Consider the following 22312-nt stretch of genomic DNA (forward strand, 5'->3'; position numbering starts at 1 on the left):
AACATGAGCCAGAACGTCGGTAAGATTAAGCAGGTTATCGGCGCCGTTGTCGACGTCGAATTTCCTCCGGGCAAGCTGCCTCACATTCTCTCTGCCCTGGAGATTAACAATCCCAACAACACTGACGCCCCGGACCTGGTGGTTGAAGTGGCACAGCACCTTGGCGACAACGTAGTCCGCACCATCGCCATGGACGCCACCGAAGGCCTGGTACGTGGCATGGAAGCCGTGGACACCGGCAGCCCCATCACGGTGCCTGTTGGTAAGGCTTCTCTGGGCCGCATCATGAACGTCGTTGGCCGCCCCGTGGACGAACTGGGCCCCATCGATGCTGAAAAGAAATTGCCCATTCACCGCGAAGCCCCCACTTTCGCTGAGCAGAGCACCTCGGTTGAACTGCTCGAAACCGGCGTCAAGGTCATCGACCTGCTGATTCCCTTCCCCAAGGGCGGCAAGATGGGCCTGTTCGGCGGCGCCGGCGTGGGTAAGACGGTTATCCTCATGGAGCTCATTAACAACATCGCCAAGCAGCACGGTGGTATCTCCGTGTTCGCAGGTGTTGGTGAGCGCACCCGTGAAGGAAACGACCTGTACCATGAAATGAAAGACGCCGGCGTTCTCGAGAAAGCCGGTCTTATCTACGGACAGATGAACGAGCCTCCGGGAGCACGTGCTCGCGTTGCCCTGACCGCTCTGGCTTGCGCCGAGTACTTCCGCGACGAAGAAGGCCAGGACGTGCTGCTGTTCGTTGACAACATCTTCCGCTTCACCCAGGCTGGTTCCGAGGTTTCCGCACTTCTCGGCCGCATGCCTTCCGCGGTTGGTTACCAGCCTACTCTGGGTACTGACCTTGGTGAACTGCAGGAACGCATCACCTCCACGAACAAGGGCTCCATCACTTCGGTGCAGGCCGTTTACGTCCCTGCGGATGACCTTACTGACCCCGCACCGGCAACGACCTTCTCGCACCTTGACGGTACCCTGGTTCTCTCCCGTCAGATTGCTGAGCTCGGCATCTACCCTGCTGTTGACCCGCTTGACTCCACTTCGCGTATTCTGGACCCCCTGGTCCTGGGTGACGATCACTACTACACCGCGCGTGAAGTTCAGATGGTTCTCCAGAAGTACAAAGACTTGCAGGACATCATCGCCATTCTGGGTATGGATGAGCTCTCTGACGAGGACAAGCTCACCGTTTCCCGTGCTCGTAAGATCCAGCGCTTCTTGTCGCAGCCCTTCCACGTTGCCGAGCAGTTCACCGGTGTTGCCGGTCGTTACGTCAAGCTCGAAGACACCATCAAGGGCTTCCGCGAGATCCTGGAAGGCAAGCACGACGACATCCCCGAAAGTGCCTTCTACATGGTCGGCGACATCAACGAAACGGTGGAGAAAGCAAAGTCCTAAGCCAGACCCCAGGAGATCGGTATGGAAAAGTCTCTCAAGCTTGAAATAGTCACCCCCGACAAGCTCGTTCTGAACGAGGAGGTCGACTATGTGGGAGCGCCTGGCTACAATGGCGAATTCGGTGTAATGCCGAACCACATCGCCTTCCTCTCCGCCTTGCAAATAGGGAACCTCTATTACAAGAAAGGTGGAAAGGCCCACTATGTCTTCCTGTCCGGCGGTTTTGCGGATGTGTCGAACAACAAGGTGACCATCTTGGCTGAAAGCGCTGAAAAGGCCGAGGACATTGACCTCGAGCGTGCGCGCAAGGCCAGGGAAAGAGCTGAACAGCGTATGGCCCAACAGAAGGAGAAGGTTGACTTCGCCCGGGCTCAGGCCGCCCTGCAAAGGGCTATGGCTCGCATGAAAGCCACCGAACACGGCACAAGCGCCCCGAGATAGCGATTACGCTATAACCGGCGAGCTTTTGCTCCCGACGTAACATCACAATAAAAAAGCAGGCCTTTACAGGTCTGCTTTTTTATTGTCTAAGCAACGAAAATTCGCACACAAGGGGTCTAGATATGTTTGACGCGAGCATTGGCGCTTGCATTCTCGCCGCAGGAAAAGGCACGCGCATGCACTCCAACCGACCAAAGGTTCTTCAGGAGTTGCTGCAGGAACCCATGCTGCATTATTTATACGCTTCCCTGGACCCCGTATTTCCTGACAGCGTTTTCAGCGTCATTGGCTTTGAAGCCGGCCAGGTGCAAGACGCTTTCCCTGAGCGGGAGGCGGCGTCTTTCATCCTTCAAGCGGAGCAGCTTGGCACCGGTCACGCGTTGCAATGCGCACTGCCTACGCTTCAGGAGCGAAATCTTGAATATGTGCTTTTGGTCAATGGTGATACGCCCCTTTTCACCGCAAGGCATGCGAAGGATTTTGTGCAAGGATGTCTGGACAAAAAACTCGATCTGGGATTTTTGACCCTTACCTTGGAAGACCCAGGATCATTTGGCCGTGTGTTGCGTAGAGATAACCGCGCCGTCGGCATCATAGAGGCAAAGGATTATGATGTTGCCCTGCATGGCCCGGAACCCAAGGAAATCAATTCCGGGATATATTTTTTCAGGTTGGAATCCATCGCCCCTTTGCTTGGGCGCTTGCAAAATGAAAATAAGAGCGGTGAGTACTATGTCACCGACCTTGTAGCGCTTGCCGTAGATGCAGGGTTGGAAGTCGAGGGTATAAGCGGCGGCAGCGATCCGCAATTGCTGGGGGTGAACAGTCCCGCAGAGTTGGTGGAAGCTGAGGACTTTTTGCGCAAGCAGATCAATGCGTCGCTTTTGCAGCAGGGTGTCCTCATTCGCCAGGCGGAAAGTGTGCGCATCAGCATGTTTGCAGAAATCGCTCCAGGCGTGCAGATAACTGGTCCTTGTGAAATTTACGGCCGCTCAGTGGTGGATTCAGGTGTAGTCATCGAGTCCCATTGCGTGATACGAAGTAGCGAAGTACAACAGGGCGCACATATAAAGAGCTTTTGCCATTTGGAACAAGCGGTGGTAGGGCCGCGTTGCCAGGTGGGACCATACGCAAGATTGCGTCCTGCTGCTGTGATGGAAGAAGACGCTCGGGCCGGTAATTTCGTGGAAATCAAGAAATCCGTGCTGGGCAAGGGCGCCAAGGCAAGTCACCTGACGTACCTGGGCGATGCCGAAGTAGGGGAAGGGTGCAATATCGGCGCTGGCACCATCACCTGTAATTATGATGGCCAGAACAAGCACCGCACCGTGATAGGCAAGGGAGCATTCATCGGCAGCAATTCGGCGCTGGTTGCGCCGGTAGTGGTGGGCGACAACGCGCTGGTTGCTGCTGGATCAGTGATAACCGAGGAAGTCCCGCCCCGCGCCGTGGCGTTCGGACGCAGCAGACAGGTAAATAAGGAGCGTTGAGCAGAGGCTTGCAAGCAAGCTTTGCAAATGGCCCCTTGATTTGCCGCAAGCGAGGTATTATCATGGTCGACATGGATTTGCTAGAACAGCTTGAGAACCGCATAGAGGACATATTGTCTCGTCTGAAAACTGCTGAAGAAAAGAATGGCGTGCTCGAAGAGCAGGTCAAACAACTTCAGGAGGAAGCGCAGACCGGCAAGGCCGACCTTGAGAGCGAGAATGTGCGCCTGCGGGAAGAATTGGAACAGGAAAAAGCGGCTAAAGAGGCCGTTTTAAACAAGATCGACGGTTTGCTTACTAAGATTGCCGAGCAGACAACGAGTTCATAAGGCGAGCCATGCCCAGCTACACGATGACAGTGTTGGGGCTTCAAGTAGCCTTCAAGGCAGAAGCCGACCAGAAGCGGGTCAAGGCGGCGCAGGAGCTCGTGGAAGAACGTTACAAGCGGCTTCAAGCGGATGGAAAGCAGATCAGCAAAGAGAAGCTGTTATTGTTTGTGGCCTTGGGGCTGGCAGATGACTTGTTACAGTCTAACCAGAAGCTTCGCGCCAACGAAAATGGCGTGGCCCGGCTTCTGGCAAAGATAGATGAGGTGTAGCGTAAGCTGCACCGATGACTTAGCCGGGTAGATATCTCCCTGGGGGGTTAGTGATTGTCTCGCTGTTTTTTGAGCCAATGAAAAACAGAAAGGGTGCCGCTCGAGCGTGCCCGTGCGCATATCCGGAAGCCTCTGGAGAGCCTGACGGTTCGCCAGTGGCGCCCGCCATGGTAGCCATGGTTCAAAAAAGGGGACAACACGGCGCCCCGGGGATGTCTATATAACGGGCCACGAAGCAATTTCGTGGCGCCGTAACACCTGCTGGGTCATAATCGTCGCAGACCGCCCGCGTCTTTTGTGGCGGCTTACAGTCCTGCCTGACCCTTCGATTACGCCAACTAGGCGGCTCTCCTGACGTGTCGCGGAAGTTTGCAACAGATTGCAGATGTGCGTGATTTTGCACCAGCCATGGGGCGATTTGCCCTGTCTTTCTGGTGCTGCGTGTAGAACTTGTGCATGAGCAAGGGGCTACGCGATGTAGCGACAAGAGGGAGCGTACGCGCACTGCCGCAGGGCAGGAGTGCGGATTATCAGGCAACCGCCTGTCAACATAAAGAGGGGGTTTACTCCATGAGTACCATCACCGTAATCCTGGTTTTCCTGGCACTACCGGTTGGTGCCGGCGCCGGATTTGTATTGCACAAAATCATTGAATCCCGGCGGGTCAAGGACTCTGAAAGTTTGGCCAAACGCATAGTGGATGAAGCGCGCAAGGAAGCCCAGGCGCAGAAAAAAGAAGTTTTACTCCAGGCGAATGACGAGATTTACAGCCAAAAGAAAGAACTTGAGCAGGAAGCCAAAGAGCGTGAGCGCGAGATCAAGAAGCGGGAAAGCAAGCTGATCGAAAAAGAGGAGCGGCTTGAAGAAAAGCTCGAAAAGGCGACCGAAAAGGAATCCGAAGTTCTTTCCCTGGAAAAGAGCCTGACCCACAAGGAACGCGATCTGATACTGCGTGAAGAGGAAGTGGAATTGCTGACCCAGGAGCAACAACGTAAGCTCCAGGAAATCAGCGGTCTTACTGCAGATGAAGCCAAGGCCCGGCTTCTTGAAGAAATTGAATCCAAGACACGCCACGACGCTGCGCGGATGATCCGCCAGATAGAGAGTGAAGCCCGCGAAACCGCCACCCGTAAGGCCCAGGAAGTACTGGCAACCGCCATTCAGCGCTATGCAGGCGACTTTGTGGCGGAACAGACAGTCACCGCGGTTACTCTGCCCAGTGAAGACATGAAGGGGCGCATCATCGGTAGAGAAGGGCGCAACATTCGCGCCATCGAAGCAGCCACCGGCGTTGATCTGATCATCGACGATACCCCAGAGACCGTTATCCTCTCTGCCTACAATCCGCTGCGCCGGCAGGTTGCCAAGATGGCGTTGGAGCGTCTCATCAGCGATGGCCGTATCCACCCGGCGCGTATTGAGGACATTGTCAAAAAAGTTGAGCAGGAGTTGGATGTAAAACTCCGTGAAATTGGTGAGCAGGCGACTTTTGACGTGGGCGTGCACGGTATCGGGCCCGAACTCATAAAACTTTTGGGCCGCCTGCAGTACCGCACCAGCTTTTCCCAGAACGTGTTGCAGCACTCCATAGAAGTGGCCTCCCTGTGCGGCATCATGGCTTCCGAACTCGGAGTGGATGTCAAAAAAGCCAAGCGCGCCGGCTTGCTGCACGATATCGGCAAGGCGGTGGACCACGAAGTCGAAGGCCCGCACGCCACCATCGGTGCGGATCTGGCAAAAAAGCACAGCGAAGGAAAGGACATTGTCCATGCCATTGCGGCGCACCACGAGGACATTCCCCCTACGTCGGTGCTGGCAGTGCTGGTGCAGGCTGCGGACAGCCTCTCCGGGGCGCGGCCTGGCGCACGTAAGGAGCTTCTTGAAAACTACGTGAAGCGACTCGAAGAGCTCGAAGGCATTGCACTGGGTTTTGACGGCGTCGCCAAGGCTTACGCCATCCAGGCAGGCCGCGAAATCCGCGTCATGGTGAACTCCGACGACGTGGATGACGACAAGACGTATCTGCTCTGTAAGGATATTTCCGAAAAGGTTGAAAACAATCTCACCTATCCGGGACAGATTCGCGTGACAGTCATTCGCGAACGAAGGGCCGTAGGCTACGCAAAATAAATAAGGTATTTACGCCCTCTGTGTTGACCAAACACAGAGGGCGTTTTTCTTTTTGGACACTGCTGCTTGCTCGGTGCGTGCGGCTTACAGCAATCTTCGTGTCTGCCCTATTTGTATCAGACTGCGGGCGCTATGGATTAGCTACGGCGGGTATCAATGCTCCGCGAGTAACCATCATTCCAAAGAAGTGCCCCCGCTAAAAAGGATTTGCGAGGAAGCGTGGTCTTGTACTAAGAGTGTATGGAGGACTTCCGCAACGTTTCCTTTCGAGGGAGCAGAACACCGACAGAGTGAAGCATGACGAAAGCCGAGGTGCCGGAAACCTACAAGACCTTCCAGAAGGGCCAGGTCATATACAAGGAAGGGCAGGTGACCCCGGTGGCCTATATGGTCAAAAAAGGGGCTGTGCTTCTTTATAGAACTGTCAACAACCGCAAGGTTGTGATTGCCCATCTCAAGCCTGGGCAGATTTTTGGTGAAATGGGCCTGATTATGGGCGAACCCGCCAATGCCACGGCAGAAGCCCAGATCACCACGGAATGTATCGCTTTCGATCGCGTATTTTTGCAGTCCCTCCTGCTCAAAAGCCCCAACCCCATCCAGAGAATTTTACGCCACCTTCTTGAGCAGTTGCAGGCCATGCATACGCTGGTCAAGGCGCGCCCCTATGAGGATGTCTTCCTGGGAATATGCCAACTCCTGGAGCTGTATGCACAGGCCCAAGGCCAGGCCGACCCTGAGGAAACACGCACTGCCCTGAAAAATGCGGTGAGCTATGCGGAATTCTGTCGTATGGCTAAAACCGTGCTGCAGGTGCAACAGAACGAGATAGACGCTGTGTTGGAAAAATTGAACAGGGTGAATCTTGTGAACATCCGCGGTGTCAAAGGCGCCACCTACAAGCGCGACATCCTCGGCCAGATGAATAAATCGTCAGAATATTTACGCGATCAGATCGTTGTCATCACTGACCCCATGCGGTTCATGACGGCTGCCAGGAACCTGAAAAAGGAAATGGCGGAAGAGGACCTCACCGGCAGTAATACCGGCATGGTGTATCTGGATGTAGAAGACGCTGCAAAACGCGCCGGCATAGAAAAAAGCGTGCTGCTCAGGCTTATCTGTCAGCAGGAGATTCCCGAAGGCGTCTTCAGCTTCAGGGAAAAAGCCTTGGAGGACTGGCTGGAAAACTTGGAAAACGACTACTTCACCCTCGAAGGGGGGCGCTGGAAATCATGGCGCCCAATGATAGCCGATGACCTTGTTGGTGTGGATAACACCTCGTTGCAATTGGCTTTTACCAATCTGGGGCAAGACAAGCTCCTGGTGCTCTATGCAGCGGCTGGAGAAGCCGGCAAAGCTAAAATCCGGGAAAATGTTTCCAGCAAGACCAAAACAATGTTGGATAATGACGTGCAGGGATTGCGTGTAGACCTTTCTGAAGTGGCGGCAATTGAAGCCGAGTTGTTTGCTTTGCTTGAAAAGCTCGGAAAACGAGCCTGAGGAGAAAGGGGGAGGACCGAATGGGTATGGCCAAGAGTGAACGGGGAGCGCCGATGGCGAAAACCGTACTCGTGATTACCAACAACAAGAACAATGGGGACAAGGATAAGGCCGCGCTCCGACGCATCAATCTGGAGACAGGGGCGGTTGTTGGCAGTGGTAAAGAAGCCCTCCAATACCTGCGCGACAACGAGTGCGACATTATCATCCTGGACACCGCGATTTCGGATATGGACGCCAAGACTTGCCTCGGCAAGATCAAGGGGAACCAGGAATACAGAAATCTCGCCATTGTCATGGTCACGCAGGAAAACGACAGAAACAACGTGTTGGATGCGGTTTCCGGCGGTTGTTCCGGGTATATTCTGCGCCCCTATTCCTTGGATACCTTTGAACGCCACATCAATACAGCACTGCAACTCGTACGCTTTAACGAAATAGAAAAACGCCAGATCGAAGACGCCAAGCTCATGCTGGAGATGGGCGAGTACGACGAAGCCATCGAGGAATTCGAAGAAGTCGTCTCCATGCAGAGCGAAGCCCAGCGCTACTACGACCTGGGGTGTACCTATCTGGTGCGGGAAAAATTCGGCAAGGCCATTGTGGCCTTTCAAAAGGCCCTGCGCATCAACGACCTTTTTGCCGAGGCCTACCAGGGGCTGGCAGAAGCCTACAAAGGCAAGGGCGACAAGGAGCAGTGCCAGTTCTACCTCAAGAAAGCCGCCAACCTGTACGCAGAATTTGATCGCATGGAAAAGGTGAAGGAAATCTTCATCGATATTCTGAAATACGATAATACCGCGAACAACCCCTTTAATACGCTGGGCGTGCGACTGCGCAAAAACGGGGACTACCAGGGAGCCATACGCGCTTATCAGCAGGCTCTGGAAGTTACGCCCAACGATGAAAATGTGTATTTTAACATGGCCAAAGCCTTCTTTTACATGGATGACAAGGTGAACGCCCTGAAATACGTCACCATGTCTCTGCGTATGAACAGGAACTTTGGCGAAGCGCTGAAACTTTACAAATCACTCAAAGGCACGTCCTGGCCTTCTGGAGGAGCACGCCCCCGTAAGGATGGCACAGGCCTCATCCATGAACAGACCAGGGTCGATGTTTGAGCAACCGGGACAATAGCTGCGTATGACTGCGGAATACCTTGAAGCGGTCTGTCGTGAGGGGCAGACCGTCAATCCCGTCTTTACCCTGCTGGGTGTTAGAGTATTGGAAGTAAACATAGAGCACGGTATTCTGCAGTGTGTCATTGGCCCGGATCTGATCCAGGGCGCTGGCGTATTGGCAGGGGGCATGCTCGCCACATTTGCGGATGAGGCAATGGCGCACGCCGTGCTGGCAAGGATAGAACCCAACCAGCGCACCGCCACTGTGGAAATGAGCGTGCGCTATCTACGCCCCCTGCATGAGGGCGATACCGTCACGGCTAAGGCCTGGGTTCTGAAAAAAGGGCGCGCCATTGTCACTGCTGAATGCGAAGTCGTGGACGGAAAAGGCCGCCTTGCTGCCAAGGCCGCTGCATCGTTCATGATCTTGGGCTAATTCTCACACCAGACTAAAAAGGGTTATTCCCGAGGGAAAAAGTGCTGTCGCCCCTCCAAATGAAACGACAAGCCGCAAGCGTTGCCGAGTGTGAAGGGACGCAGCCTATTCGTCGGTTTTTTGCGTTGCAAAAAGCACGCAATCTGTTGCCGCATCCATTCTCTTTGCAGGAATCACATACGCGTCGCGATATGGATTGCGGAATGAGTTCCGCGCTTTGAAGGCCTTCTGCTTGTCATCATATGGGCCGGCCTGCACCTGAAAGGCGGGGCGCCTGCCGCCGCCATTCCGGACAACGCGAACATTTCCTTTTTTGGCAGCCCGCTCCATTTCCGCCTTTGCGTTACGCTCCAGTCTGTAGACAGCAAGCTGCACAAACCAGGCGTTGTCGGGGTCCATGTCAGGCGTCCATGCAGGCGCGCCTTTACAGGCAGCAAGAACGGCGCCTTGCTCGGGCGGGCCTTGGGGAGCGGCCAGTTCTTTGGACAGTTTTTCTGCCTTGGCGTCCACCTCGTCCTTTATCTTTTGTTCCGCCTTTTCCTTTGCTTCCGCTTCCTTGCTTTGTTTGTCGATGGTATCCTCAATGGCGTCAAGCTGTTCCATTTCATTGGATGTCTCGTTTTCACGCAAATAAGAGCGCAGGGATGAGCCCTCAAGCTCCGCCATGACAAAGGCATCGGGAAAAGGGTCGTTCAGCTTGTCCAGGGAATTTTGCGCATGGGATAGTTTACGGAAAGGTCCCAGTTGCACATGGGCGGTAACGCCTTGGGGATCGATGATTTGCAGCACCCGCCGCTTGGGCTCCTCTTTGCCTAACTTGTCAAAAAGCTGCATGGCATGGGCGGGATTGGAAAACGTTGCAAGGTGGACAATGAATATGCCTTCGAGATCACCCTCTCCGGTGGCGCCGTGGACAGTACCAACGGTTTCTATGGTGACCGGCGCAGTGCCGGCTTGCAACATGCCCAGTTCCTGCGCAGCAGTTTTTGAAAGATCGATGATGCGCCCTTTGGCATAGGGGCCACGGTCGTTGATGCGCACGACAACGCTTTTACCGTTACGCTCGTTTGTTACCCGGATTTGCGTGCCTAATGGCAGATATTTATGGGCCGCGGTGAGATCGTACATGTCAAACGTCTCACCACTTGCGGTGGTTTGCCCTTGAAAATGGGGGCCATACCACGACGCCTGCCCCTGCTGCTTGAAGTCTTTTGCGGCCACACCCAGGCAGGGCAGCGCCACTATGGAAAGAAAAAAGAGTAACATTGCAAACAATATTTTCATGCGTGCACCTTTTTTAAGAGTAAGGATAGGGTTCAAAATTAAAATAATTGCTGAAGAGGGTTTTGTCTCGGGCTGCTGTGGGTGAAAAATCGGGGTAAGGCGGAAAATGTGGCAATACGAGGAGGAAAGCTTAACCTCCTGAAGGAAGTAGATGTATGAATCTGCAGTTTTTTTGCAAGGAATGCTTGACAGGTCAGGAGGTCGAAGATAAAGTCCTCCTTCTTTGTGTAGGCGCGTAGCTCAGGGGGAGAGCACTTGCTTGACGCGCAAGGGGTCAGGAGTTCAAATCTCCTCGCGCCTACCATTTTTTGACCTAAGGTCGGCCCCGTATCCCCGTTTGTGCGCTCCTGTCAGGAGTGACGGCCGAAAGTGCTGCCGGCTGCGCACAGCAAGAACAGTGGGGGCGGGGTCGCTTTGTATCGTCTCCGTGGCAGGCCTGGTGGCCGGTAGCGTCGCGGAGTAAGCCGCAATGGCGGCAGTGCACAGGAGTGGGCGGCATCATGCAGGTGCAGGTCGAAGATTCTCAGGTAGACGTTACTCCAGGGGCAACGTGTGCAGATGCGTTGCGTCAGGCTTTGTCTGGCAAAAAATTCAAGAACACTTTGGCCTGTCGCGTACAGGGCAATGGTGACGGTGACGACCATATCGCAGACCTCAGTACGCCTCTTGAAGAGGGTGCTCAGGTTGTTGCGCCTGTTTATGCTGATACACCGGAAGGCCTGGACATCATCCGCCACAGTGCGGCGCATGTTATGGCTACGGCCGTGCGTCGGCTATTTCCTGGCGTCAAGGTGACCATCGGTCCCGCCATTGAAAACGGTTTTTACTACGACTTCGATTACGAACGCCCCTTTACGCCTGAGGACCTCGAGCGCATTGAAGAAGAGATGCGCAAGGTCGTTGCCGAGAACAAGCCCTTTGTCCGCGAAGAGGTTTCCAAGGAAGAGGCAGTACGCCGCTTCAAGGAGATGGGAGAAACATACAAACTCGAGATCATGGATGATCTCGGTGGTGACCATTTCTCCATCTATACCAACGACGATTTTGTGGACCTCTGCCGCGGCCCGCATATTCCAAGTGCAGGGGCGCTGAAGGCCTTCAAGCTGACCCACGTTGCCGGCGCTTACTGGCGCGGGGACGAAAAGCGCCCCATGCTGCAACGTATTTACGGGACTGCTTTTGCGGATGAAAAGGGTCTGAAAGCGCACCTGAAGCGTTTGGAGGAAGCAGCCAAGCGGGACCATCGCAAGCTGGGCACCCAGCTGGACCTGTTCAGCTTCAGCGAAGAAGCTGGCCCGGGTATGGTCATCTGGCACCCCAAAGGCATGTTGGTGCGCACCATTCTGGAAGATTTCGAACGCAAGGAGCACTTGCGCCGCGGATATAATATCGTTCAAGGGCCCATACTCCTGCGCCGCGAATTGTGGGAGCGCTCCGGCCATTACGATAACTACCGCGAAAATATGTATTTCACAGAGGTGGATGATCAGGCTTATGGCATCAAACCCATGAATTGCCTGTCACACATGATCATCTACCGCTCGCGCGTGCGCAGCTACCGCGATTTGCCCATGCGTCTTTTTGAGCTGGGTGTGGTGCACCGCCACGAGAAGTCCGGCGTACTGCATGGACTTTTGCGTGTCCGCCAGTTTACGCAGGACGATGCGCATATCATTTGCCGTCCGGATCAGTTGCAGGAAGAGATCATCGGCGTCGTGCGTTTTGTGCAGGACATCATGAATCTGTTTGGTTTTGAATTTGAGATGGAAATTTCCACTCGCCCTGAAAAGAGCATTGGTTCTGAAGAAGACTGGGATCGCGCCACCAAAGCGCTGGAGAACGCGGTCAATCAGTTGGGCCTGCCGTATGACATTAACGAGGGCGACGGCGCTTTCTACGGGCCGAAGATCGACATCAAGTTGAAGGACGCCCTTGAACGTCGCTGGCAGTGCGCCACGATCCAATGTGATTTCACCTTGCCTGAGCGTTTTGATTTGTATTACGTTGGCGAGGATGGTGAACGACACAGGCCGGTTATGGTGCACCGTGTTGTTCTCGGGGCCATCGAACGCTTCATTGGCGTGCTTATAGAGCACTTTGCCGGTGCATTTCCCACATGGCTGGCGCCTGTGCAGGCGCGTATTCTTACGGTGACCGACGCACAGAAAGATTTTGCCGAAAACGCCTTACAGCAGTTGCAGGCACGCGGTTTGCGAGTGGAAGCTGACCTGCGAAATGAGAAGCTGGGCTACAAAGTTCGTGAAGCGCAGCTTGAAAAGATACCGTATATCCTTGTCGTTGGTGACAAGGAGGTGGAAGCTGGGAGCGTAAATATTCGTCTCCGGTCCGGGGAAAACCTGGGCGTACAAACTTTGGATGAGACGGCCGAACGTATCCTGGCGGATTGCGAAGAACCATTCAAGAGAGGAGGAATGCGCTATAGCTTCGACTACTCAGGCCAGGTGTAATCACCAGATCCGCTCCAGACAGGTGCGGGTTATTGGCGAAGACGGCTCCCAACTCGGCATATTGGCGAAGGACGAGGCGATCCAGACTGCTCAGGAACGCGGGCTTGATTTGGTGGAAGTGGCACCCAATGCCGATCCACCGGTCTGCCGGATCATGGACTTCGGCAAGTACAAATATCAGCAGCAGAAAAAGCAGCAGGAAGCGCGCAAGCGGCAGACCGTGGTCCAGATCAAGGAGATCAAGGTCCGGCCCAAGACTGATGAGCACGACTATCAGACGAAGCTCAAGCACATCATCCGCTTCCTTGAAAATGGCGACCGGGTCAAGGTTACTGTTTTCTTTCGCGGACGCGAGATTGTGCATAAGGATCGCGGCCTGACCATTCTGCAGCGAGTCGTCGAGGACACAGAGGATATAGCAAAAGTGGAGCAGGAACCTCGTAGTGAGGGCCGCACCATGAACATGTTCCTCGTGCCGCACCAGAAAAAGTAAGCCCTCCACAGGGCGGTGCATCAAAACACTTGCACATCGCCCGTACCTGTGGCAGAGCAGCGTTCCCGGCTTTTACAAAGCGGTATGTAAAACTGCCGCCTTCTGTTGCCGGGGCTGTCCCTTTGCAAGAAGGGTATATAGTGCAGCAGGCGCTTTTCTAGCGCCTCTCGTCGCTTCAGGGGCTATTCCCTCCCTGTGCGACAGCGGGCCGCCTTCGCAGGCCCCCGGCGCTCACGCGCCGCAACCCCGCCCAGAGCAATGAGGCGATGGGTTTGCACAAGCGGAATGTCTATTGGCATTCTGCTATACAAAAGAAGATTAAGGAGAGCAGCATGCCGAAACTCAAGACCAACCGTGGCGCGGCCAAGCGCTTTCAGAAGACTGGCAGCGGTAAATTTCGCCGTCGCAAGCAGGGTCTGCGCCATATTCTGACCAAGAAAAATGCCAAGCGTAAACGTCGCCTGGGCCAGTCCGCCCTTGTGGATAGCGCCAACAAGAAGTCCGTGGAGCGGATGCTGCCCTACGCCTAGGGAAGCGTCTTTTTGCCTGTCCTTGTATAAGGACACCACGGTATAAGAACGACACAACCGCGTTCGCTTCAATATTGGGGCGGGGGCGTCTGAAGGAGAATCACCATGCGGGTCAAACGCGGAAAAGCTGCACACAAGCGGCACAAAAAATATTTGAAGCTGGCAAAAGGCTACCGTGGAGCGCGCAGCAAGCTCTACCGTACCGCGCGAGAGACCGTTGAACGCGCCATGGCTTACTCCACTCGCGACCGCAAGGTGCGCAAGCGCGAGTTCCGTAAGCTCTGGATCATGCGTATCAACGCCGGTGCTCGTGAGCACGGTTTGTCTTATAGCCGTTTCATGAACGGCCTCAACCTCGCCGGCATCGAGCTGAACCGCAAGGTTCTTGCCGACATGGCCGTGAACGAGAAGCAGGCATTCGCCAAGCTGGCTGAAACCGTCAAGGCACAGCTCAGCTAACCAGACGTACAATTCGACCTGACGAAGAAATAAGGGCGCATCGCTGCGCCCTTTTATCTCTTCTCAGTTACGAGAGCCAAATGAACGGTACACTAAGCGAGCAGCTTCAGGCACTGGTACCGGATTTCGAAGCAGCGCTCAATGCTGCCGGATCACAGGACGATCTTGAGGTCCTGCGTATCGAGTTTCTTGGTCGCAAGGGGCGGCTCGCCCAGATCATGTCCGGGCTTTCTCAGCTCCCTCCGGAGGAGCGTCCGTTAGCTGGTAAGCTCGCCAATGAGGTGAAGCAGACCCTTACAGGGCGTTTTACCGAGCGCAAAGCCGCGCTCGAACGCGAGGTGAGTGACGCCCAGGTCGCCGGCTTCGATCCTACTGTTCCGGGGCGCACGCCCTGGCTTGGGTCACTGCACCCTATCACCCGGGTTACGGAAGAGATTTGTGAAGTCTTCCAAAATCTCGGGTATGACATTGTCAGTGGTCCTGAAATCGAAACCGACTTCTACAATTTCGAGGCCCTGAATCTCCCTGCCGACCATCCGGCAAGGGATATGCAGGATACGCTCTACATCGACGACGCCATTGTGTTGCGCACGCACACATCGCCGCTGCAGATTCGTACCATGCTGGAGCGCAAGCCGCCCATTGCGGTGGTTGCCCCTGGCAAGGTCTATCGGCGCGACTCCGACGTGACCCATACGCCCATGTTCAACCAGATCGAAGGTTTGCTGGTGGACACGGACGTCAGCATGGGAGATTTGCGCGGCACGCTGACTGCCTTTGTTCAGGCCTTGTTCGGCCCCAGCACCAAAGTCCGATTCCGCCCCAGTTTCTTTCCTTTCACGGAACCCAGCGCAGAAGTCGATATCTCCTGCATGATGTGTCATGGAGAAGGGTGTATTGGTGGCGCGCCTTGCCGTGTCTGCAAGCAGACCGGCTGGATTGAGATTCTGGGCTGCGGTATGGTGGACCCGGAAGTTTTCAAAGCCGTTGATTATGATGCAGAAAAGTACACCGGCTTTGCTTTTGGCCTGGGCGTTGAGCGCGTGGCCATGCTGAAATACGGTGTCAATGATCTGCGTCTTTTCTTTGAAAACGACATGCGCTTTCTGCGTCAATTCTAAGAGTTCTAAGCAAGACTACCATACGTTTTCTTTTGCTGCTTCTTTAGCTGCAATAAAAGAAACCGTCCGCAAGCTTCTTATATAAATTATAAAAGGCGAGACCTTGATCAAGGTTTCGCCTTTTTTTTGGTAATACTTCCCCATTTTTTTTGCGAGTTCTTGGTGGCTATGCAGCGGGGTACCCCACACATTGGGCCATGATGATTCGCTGGCTGGAGCCGAGGTTCATGGCCTTGTGCAATGCGTCTGTATCGATGCTGGTGCGCGCCACAGTCGCAAGATTCTCTGATGCGCAGAAAAGGTAGACGTTCTGGCAGATGCAGCCGACATTCGCACCCTGCATGATATCGTCATCAACGGCTTTCAGCGTATCCACCACGTACACCAGATTCACAGGCGCGTTTGCGACGTAGGATTGTGTCCCTGTGACTGCACGGATATCGCTATCGCCCTTTTTAATCATTTCATTTTTGTCCGCATCATAGAGATAGAAGCCGTCGCGTTTGGTGATCCAAAGCTGGATTTCCTGTCTGTTCAAGGCAGATGGCGCAGTGCGTTTGCCACTTTCCGGACGGTTGACACCCCATGCCGCCCAGAGCAGGTAATCCAAAATGAGGGGGTGTAAATCCTTATCCGAATAATCGCGGATGCTTTGTCTGTTGGTAAGCGCATTTCCCAGGCTGCCATTCATACCACCTGGTTCATCACGGTTCACGGCAAATACCTTGCCATTAAAAATGCCGCAACTCGCAAGCAAAGCCCCAGCAGCGCTGACAAATGTGCGTCTGTTCATGCGTTGGCTCCTTCCAGCTTCAAATATCCAAGAAAAGATAGAGATTGGAAAAGAGTCTACCTGTTCGCCTGATATGGTCAAGAATCGTCTGTGTTACAAAAAAGGGGAGGTTTTTAAGCTCGTGCGTAAAACCTCCCCATGTATATGAACACCCTGGTGGGTGGATGCGCCAGATAGCTGCAGTTACGGGCGCGTACTTTCTTCTATAAGGTACAGAATGTTTCGGTATGGTTTGCCACTGTGCAACGTGAGCCCAGCCTCACAGGTCCGCGAAACACTGTACCCTTCAGAACAGTCGGCTACCTGCTCGGCCAGCGTGGAGAGGGCGGAAGCGTTCACCTGGGGGTGGGTAAACCCCTTGTCGCCAGCAAAGCCGCAACAGTTGATGCCTTTGGGAACGACCACAGTGCTGGCGCAACGAGATGCCAGGGCGACAAGGCTATCCGTCAGCCCCATGCTGCGGATAGAACAGGTAGGGTGAACTGCGATGGTGCGGTCCAGCTTTGTAAAATGCAGCCGATTTTGCAGATGTTTCAGCACAAACTCCACAGGTTCAAGCAGTTCCATTGCCGGGTACAAGGTTTTGCGCATGCGGGCGAGACAAGGACTGGTGTCGCACAGAACTGGGTAGGCGCCGCCTATGGAGGCCGTATAGAGGGCGTCGCTGAGTTCGTGCGCCTTGGCGTCGGCTTCTTCCATAAGGCCTTTGCTTTCAAACGCCTTGCCGCAGCATAGGGAGCTCATTCGTTTTGGAAAAACGACTTCGTACCCGGCACGCTCAAGCAATTTCAGCGTTATGTCTACCAGTTGCCGAACGGGTGCGCCGTCAGCGTCCTTGTGCTCGCTGGAGTACCCCATGGTGCGCACGGCGCAGGAAGGGAAGTATACAACCTTTGCGGGGGCCTTCTGTTTTTTGGGTTTGCGGATGGCGCTTCCGCCTGTGAGGTGCATGTCCACAAGGTTTGGCAGTGGTTTGCCCAAGACTTTCCAGGCGCCCTTGTTCAGGGCTTCCAGGGCTTTTGCCCCAAGGGCGCGTTCAGCCAGGGCGCCAGCAGTGACCATGGCCGAGGCGGTTTTGGAGGTGATGGTGAAATTGCTTCCCACCGCACCTGCAATGGTGTTGGCCAGGGCGCCATGGGATTGATGGCGCAGGTGGCGGATGTAGGAAGCGACGTCGACCCCCAGAGGGCAACGCATGTGGCACAAACCGTCTGTAGCGCAAAGATCGATGCCGTATTGTTTGAAGGACGCTTCCCATTTTGCGGCGCGTTCATTGTCGCCACTTGCCCGCAACCGGGCAATGGTGCGCGCCACGTAAATACGTTGCCGTGGGGAGAGCCCCACTTCCCGGGAGGGGCAAAGCAGTTCGCAAAACCCGCACCCCCCGCATAAATCCACGGTCTCATGCAGGGCAACAGGTTGCTGCAGATTGGTTACGTGGCTTTGCGGATCCTCGTTGAGCAGAATTTCGGGGTTCAGGATGCCGTCAGGGTCCAGCAATTTCTTGAGCTGCTGCATGACGCCATAGAGCTCTTCCCCCCATTCTCTGGGAACATAAGGGGCAATGGAACGCCCTGTACCGTGTTCGGCTTTAAGCGATCCATGAAAGCGGGTGAGCATGGCATCCACAATGTCGTTGGTAAGACTGTGAAACGTCTTCACCGATTGCGGATCACCAAGCCGTACGGGCACGATGAAGTGCAAATTCCCATGAAAGGCGTGTCCGTGAATACCGCCATGGAAGCCGTGCTTTTCCAGGATGTCCTGGAAGGTGGCGGCGGCTTCGGCCAGGCGGTCAGGCGGCACGCACCAGTCTTCAGATACCGTAAATTCGTCGGGTTTGCTGGCTCCGGCAAAAGCAGGGTTCAGGGAGCGCCTGATGTTCCAGAGCTTTTCGCACTCTTCGTTATCCGTGGTGAAGACGCGCTCCCGTAATGTGGGAATGCCCTCCAACCGTTCAAGAATGGCGCTGATGTTGGATTGCAGCTCTTCTTCATCCTTGGCGCGGGTCTCTATGAGCACAGCGCAGGCCTTGTCATCCAGGGCCGCGATATATTCAGGCGTATCGGGAAAGGGCTCCGTGGCTTTGAGCGTCATCCTGTCCATGATCTCGGCTGCATGGGCGGGGCAGTCATGACTCAAACGCGTTATCGCGCTGGCTGCGGTGGTCAGGTCCGGAAACAGCATCAGCGATGTTCCCCTGAGGGGAGCGAGGGGCAGGGTTTCCAGGCTGATGTCCAGAATGCACCCCAACGTGCCTTCGGACCCGATCATCAGGTGCGCAAGGATATCCAGAGGGTCGTGATACTCCACAAAAGCGTTCAGGCTGTAACCGGAAGTATTGCGGATGGCGTATTTGCTCTGGACACGTGCCTTGAGCGCCGGATTGTCAACAATGCGCCGGCGCAAGGATTCGATTTGCAGCAGCAGGTTGGCGTGGCTGTCTCGAAAGGCGTCCACAGACGCCGGGTCACGCGTATCCACAACAGTGCCGTCGGCAAGCATGAAGCGGATGCCCGTCATGGTGTGAAAAATGTTCTGCGCCACTGTGCAGCACATGCCCGTGGAATTGTTGGCGGCCATGCCACCCATTGTGGCGACGCTGATGGACGAAGGGTCGGGGCCGATCTTGCGCCCGTGAAGAGCCAAAGCATCGTTGATGTCGATGCCTATGGCGCCTGTTCCGGCTGCCACGGTGCGGGCGTCTGGCGCAACAAGAATACGCTTCCAGGCGGCGCCACGGAAACGCACCATGACATCCTTGCCCACCGCCTGCCCGTTGAGACCGGTGCAGGAACCACGGAAGGTAAGGCCGGCCTTGTGGGCGCGGGCCAGCGCAAGCAGTGACTGGAGTTCATCTTCCGACGTCACATCCACCAGCATGCTGGCGCGGGGTTCAAAGGGACTGGCATCCAGAGAATTGGCACGAACGAGCATTTCGTCGGTGCAAATCTGTTGCGAGGGGAGCATACTTGAAACGGAATCCACAAACGCCTGGGTGGGCATAATCTTCCTCCGGCTGTGTAGCCAAAAGAAAACGTGCGCCAGCATGGGGGGATTGCGTGGCGCACGTTTTGGTTTGCATATCTTTTTGATGCGAAGCCGGCTGCACCGCATGGAGTAAACGCGCGGCCGAAAATGGGCATTGCGTTTACTGCGGCGCTTTTTGCTCCGCTATAGCAATCTATCCTTCATATACGCCGTATTGGTCGATGAAGGGCTTGGCAAGTTCGGCCAGACGTTCGGTGAGTTGAGCGTGGCGCGCCTTTTCCGCACTGTTAAGGGGCTGCAGGCTGGGGCCGAAATCAAACCCACGCATACCCAGCACAATTTTGCCTCCAAGCGGAAACTGCGCGGTGAGCATGGTGCTGATGAGCGTAATGGCCTGGTTGTGAATGGCCAGAGCGTCCTCGTAACGATTTTCCTGGAAAGCGGTCCACAGCGACACGAGCACTTCCGGAAAAACACCGGCAAACTGGACCATGCAGCCTTTGCCGCCAACATGGAGCACAGGCAGCAGGATGTCCTCACGACCGGAAAGAAAGTTCAGCTCCGCGCCGGCCTGTTTGATGGCGTCTATGAAGTTGACGCAATCGATCATGCTGCCGCTGCTGTCTTTCATGCCGACGACGTTGTCGCGGCAGGCCAGCCTGCCAACCATGTCGTAGGGGATGGGCTGCGTGAACCCCGGGATGTTGTAGACAATGACAGGAATATCCAGGGAATCGATGATCTGGGAGTAATATTCCTCCAGAACGCCATCACAGACCTTGTAATAGTATGGAGGCGAGACAACCACGCCGTCACAGCCCAGGCTGATGGCAACCTTGCCCAGACGTACAGCTTCCGCAGGGGTGGAAGACCCGATGCCGGGAGTCACCTTTACGCGGCCATTGGCCTGGTCCATGACGATTTCCATGCAGCGGACTTTTTGGTCATAATTCATGTGGATGAACTCCCCCGAAGAGCTCACCGGGAAAAGACCATGCAAACCTTTCTGGATGCAAAATTCCACGAATCTGCGCAGCTCTTTTTCATTGATATCGTGATTTGCATCAAATGGTGTGAGCATTGCGGGGTAGATGCCTTCCGGTCGAAACATATTACAATCCTTTATCATGTATGTTGTAGCGTTAATAGCGATAAACCTGTGATCGATACTGGCCGCTGACGCTTACATCAACATTTGCGGCAGCCAGAGCACGATCTCGGGAACAAGAACGAAAATGATCAGTGAAATCATCATGCAGAGAATCCAGGGGATGATCGCTATGGATAGCCTGTCTATGGTGATGCCGCTGATTGCCGAGCCGACAAACAGGTTGACTCCTAGCGGCGGCGTTATGAAGCCGATGGCGAGGTTGACTGTCATCAGGATGCCGAAGTGGACCGGGTCAAAGCCCAGAGCCGTGACGACAGGCAGCAGAATGGGGGTCAGGATGATGATGGCGGCCAGGGTCTCCATGAAGCAGCCGACCAGAAGCAGAAGGGCCATGACCATGGACATGACGACCAGCTTGCTGGTGGAGATGCTGGTGATCCACATGGCGATCTGGTTCGGCACCTGCTCCAAGGTCATGATCTTGCCAAAGGTTGTGGCCGTACCGATGATGACCATGACTGTCGCGGTCAGCAGGGCGGAGCGCGCAAGCACTTCGTAGAAGTCCTTGAACTTCAACTCGCGGTATACAAAAAGGCCAATAAAGGCGCCGTATGCCACGGCCACTGCTGCAGCCTCCGTAGGCGTGAATATGCCCCCGTAAATTCCCCCCAGAATGACAACGGGAACAAGCAGCGCCCACTTGGCGTCCCAGACCGCATCCCACTTTTCCTTTGACGAGTAACGATCTGCGCTGCCCTTGTAGCCGCGCTTGCGGGAGACGATCATGGTCCAGGCGATGAGCACCAGGCCGACAATGAGACCAGGGAAGAAGCCACCCAAAAACAGGGCGCTGATGGATTCCCCGGAGGAAACACCATAGATGACCATGGGAATACTAGGCGGAATGATAACGCCGATGGAGCCGGCGGTGGCCACAAGCGCCGTAGCAAAGACCTTGTCATAGCCTTGGCGCACCATTTCCGGAATCATGATGCCGCCGATGGCCGCAACCGTGGCTGGGCCGGAGCCGGAAATGGCGGCGAAAAACATGCATACCGCAATGGCTACAATGCCTAGTCCACCGGTATATTTGGCAAAAAATCTGTTGGCAACCTTCAGCAGGCGATCTGATATGCCGCCTGCGCCCATGATTTCACCGGCCAGAATAAAGAAGGGCACGGCCATGAGCGGAAACGAGTCCATGGAGGTGACGAGGTTTTGCGCCAGATAATCTATGCGCACGGCGCCTGTGGTGAAAATGGTGACAAGCGTGCTGGCGCCGAGGGCAATGCCGATGGGGACCTGGAGGATCAGGCAAAGTGCGAACGATCCGAATAAAACGAGCGTAGTCATGAAAAAATCCCTTCCTTACCCTAGAGTTGGAGATCGTCCTGGTTGAGAACGCCGTCTTTGGTCTTGAACTGCTTGAGGATGCTTTGCACCAGACGGAAACTTGTCAGGCCGTATCCAACAGGAACCGAAAAATAGATGAGATACATGGGCACGCCCAACGACGAGGATATCTGACCGTATTTCATGGTTTTCAGCGCAACGCCCCAGGCCACATAGGTGACGATGGTGGAGAAGGCGAGAAAGACAATGTTGCTGAAAATCAGGCAGGCCTTGTTGAGGCGTTCGTTCAGCACCAGACTTATGGCGGTAACGCGGATATGCTTGTCCTTTCTGACCCCGTAGCTGATACCCAGATAGGTCAGCCAGATGAACAGGTAGCGGGCCATTTCCTCTGACCATGAAAGAGAATTGTTGAGGACGTAACGCATGAAGACTTGCAGGACGATGAAGCTGCTCATGATAGCAAAGGTCAGGACCAGCAGGACTTCTTCAAGGTGATTGTCCAGGTAGGACAGTATTCGGCTCATAGTCGCTCACTCCGGTAGAGTGGCGGGGAGGACCAGGCCTCCCCGCCTTTGCATAG

The 22312-nt window shown here is 54.9% G+C and carries 20 protein-coding genes, 1 tRNA gene and 1 other RNA gene; 16 read left to right on the top strand and 6 right to left on the bottom strand.

The window, feature by feature from the left end:
• Positions 1-3: 3 nt before the first annotated feature.
• From atpD to ACZ5EH_RS09980, 10 genes are all read left to right on the top strand, one after another.
• Entirely contained in the window at positions 4-1404 is a 1401-nt protein-coding gene (gene atpD / locus ACZ5EH_RS09935) for a F0F1 ATP synthase subunit beta (RefSeq protein ID WP_464277968.1), read from the top strand.
• 21 nt (positions 1405-1425) lie between these two features.
• Positions 1426-1845: a F0F1 ATP synthase subunit epsilon gene (locus ACZ5EH_RS09940; protein ID WP_464277969.1), complete on the top strand. Its 420-nt coding sequence runs from the start codon at positions 1426-1428 to the stop codon at positions 1843-1845.
• A 122-nt stretch (positions 1846-1967) separates the two neighbouring features.
• Entirely contained in the window at positions 1968-3335 is a 1368-nt protein-coding gene (gene glmU, locus ACZ5EH_RS09945) for a bifunctional UDP-N-acetylglucosamine diphosphorylase/glucosamine-1-phosphate N-acetyltransferase GlmU (RefSeq protein WP_464277970.1), read from the top strand.
• 62 nt (positions 3336-3397) lie between these two features.
• Positions 3398-3664 carry a hypothetical protein gene (locus tag ACZ5EH_RS09950; protein WP_464277971.1) on the top strand — a complete coding sequence of 89 codons (267 nt, stop codon included), beginning with the start codon at positions 3398-3400 and terminating at the stop codon, positions 3662-3664.
• Positions 3665-3672: 8 nt separating this feature from the next.
• Entirely contained in the window at positions 3673-3933 is a 261-nt protein-coding gene (locus tag ACZ5EH_RS09955; protein ID WP_464277972.1) for a cell division protein ZapA, read from the top strand.
• A 33-nt stretch (positions 3934-3966) separates the two neighbouring features.
• Positions 3967-4150, top strand: a non-coding RNA gene (ssrS, locus tag ACZ5EH_RS09960) — 6S RNA.
• A gap of 353 nt (positions 4151-4503) precedes the next feature.
• On the top strand, positions 4504-6063 hold the full coding sequence (gene rny / locus ACZ5EH_RS09965) for a ribonuclease Y (RefSeq protein WP_464277973.1): 1560 nt from the start codon (positions 4504-4506) through the stop codon (positions 6061-6063).
• A gap of 297 nt (positions 6064-6360) precedes the next feature.
• Positions 6361-7566, top strand: a complete 1206-nt coding sequence (locus tag ACZ5EH_RS09970) for a cyclic nucleotide-binding domain-containing protein (RefSeq protein WP_464277974.1) — start codon at positions 6361-6363, stop codon at positions 7564-7566.
• A 20-nt stretch (positions 7567-7586) separates the two neighbouring features.
• Complete coding sequence (locus ACZ5EH_RS09975; RefSeq protein WP_464277975.1) at positions 7587-8690, top strand: tetratricopeptide repeat protein; 1104 nt, start codon at positions 7587-7589, stop codon at positions 8688-8690.
• Positions 8691-8712: 22 nt separating this feature from the next.
• Positions 8713-9126: a PaaI family thioesterase gene (locus ACZ5EH_RS09980; RefSeq protein WP_464277976.1), complete on the top strand. Its 414-nt coding sequence runs from the start codon at positions 8713-8715 to the stop codon at positions 9124-9126.
• A 105-nt stretch (positions 9127-9231) separates the two neighbouring features.
• On the opposite strand, the gene ACZ5EH_RS09985 is transcribed toward ACZ5EH_RS09980, so the two are convergent.
• On the bottom strand, positions 9232-10410 hold the full coding sequence (locus tag ACZ5EH_RS09985) for a septal ring lytic transglycosylase RlpA family protein (RefSeq protein WP_464277977.1): 1179 nt from the start codon (positions 10408-10410) through the stop codon (positions 9232-9234).
• A 229-nt stretch (positions 10411-10639) separates the two neighbouring features.
• Between ACZ5EH_RS09985 and ACZ5EH_RS09990 the strand changes: the two genes are divergently transcribed.
• The 6 genes from ACZ5EH_RS09990 (at position 10640) to pheS (ending at position 15481) form a co-directional block, all read left to right on the top strand.
• Positions 10640-10714: transfer RNA gene (locus ACZ5EH_RS09990), tRNA-Val, on the top strand.
• A gap of 196 nt (positions 10715-10910) precedes the next feature.
• Positions 10911-12878, top strand: coding sequence for a threonine--tRNA ligase (gene thrS, locus ACZ5EH_RS09995; protein WP_464277978.1), 1968 nt, complete (start codon positions 10911-10913; stop codon positions 12876-12878).
• Positions 12787-13371, top strand: a complete 585-nt coding sequence (gene infC, locus ACZ5EH_RS10000) for a translation initiation factor IF-3 (protein ID WP_464277979.1) — start codon at positions 12787-12789, stop codon at positions 13369-13371. Before thrS ends, infC begins: the two co-directional genes overlap by 92 nt.
• A gap of 332 nt (positions 13372-13703) precedes the next feature.
• Entirely contained in the window at positions 13704-13901 is a 198-nt protein-coding gene (rpmI, locus tag ACZ5EH_RS10005; protein WP_464277980.1) for a 50S ribosomal protein L35, read from the top strand.
• A gap of 105 nt (positions 13902-14006) precedes the next feature.
• Complete coding sequence (gene rplT / locus ACZ5EH_RS10010) at positions 14007-14360, top strand: 50S ribosomal protein L20 (protein WP_464277981.1); 354 nt, start codon at positions 14007-14009, stop codon at positions 14358-14360.
• Between the two features lie 80 nt (positions 14361-14440).
• The gene (gene pheS / locus ACZ5EH_RS10015; protein WP_464277982.1) at positions 14441-15481 is read left to right on the top strand and encodes a phenylalanine--tRNA ligase subunit alpha; all 1041 of its coding nucleotides are present in this window, start codon (positions 14441-14443) and stop codon (positions 15479-15481) included.
• Between the two features lie 166 nt (positions 15482-15647).
• Here pheS and ACZ5EH_RS10020 read toward each other — a convergent pair whose 3' ends face one another.
• From ACZ5EH_RS10020 to ACZ5EH_RS10040, 5 genes are all read right to left on the bottom strand, one after another.
• On the bottom strand, positions 15648-16274 hold the full coding sequence (locus ACZ5EH_RS10020; RefSeq protein WP_464277983.1) for a nitroreductase family protein: 627 nt from the start codon (positions 16272-16274) through the stop codon (positions 15648-15650).
• 183 nt (positions 16275-16457) lie between these two features.
• Positions 16458-19280 (bottom strand): FAD-binding and (Fe-S)-binding domain-containing protein, encoded by a 2823-nt coding sequence (locus ACZ5EH_RS10025; protein WP_464277984.1) that lies wholly within the window; start codon positions 19278-19280, stop codon positions 16458-16460.
• 178 nt (positions 19281-19458) lie between these two features.
• The gene (locus tag ACZ5EH_RS10030; RefSeq protein ID WP_464277985.1) at positions 19459-20376 is read right to left on the bottom strand and encodes a dihydrodipicolinate synthase family protein; all 918 of its coding nucleotides are present in this window, start codon (positions 20374-20376) and stop codon (positions 19459-19461) included.
• A 72-nt stretch (positions 20377-20448) separates the two neighbouring features.
• Complete coding sequence (locus ACZ5EH_RS10035) at positions 20449-21729, bottom strand: TRAP transporter large permease (RefSeq protein WP_464277986.1); 1281 nt, start codon at positions 21727-21729, stop codon at positions 20449-20451.
• A gap of 20 nt (positions 21730-21749) precedes the next feature.
• Entirely contained in the window at positions 21750-22256 is a 507-nt protein-coding gene (locus tag ACZ5EH_RS10040) for a TRAP transporter small permease (protein ID WP_464277987.1), read from the bottom strand.
• Positions 22257-22312 lie beyond the last annotated feature (56 nt).

It is taken from the genome of Desulfovibrio biadhensis (assembly GCF_055388615.1).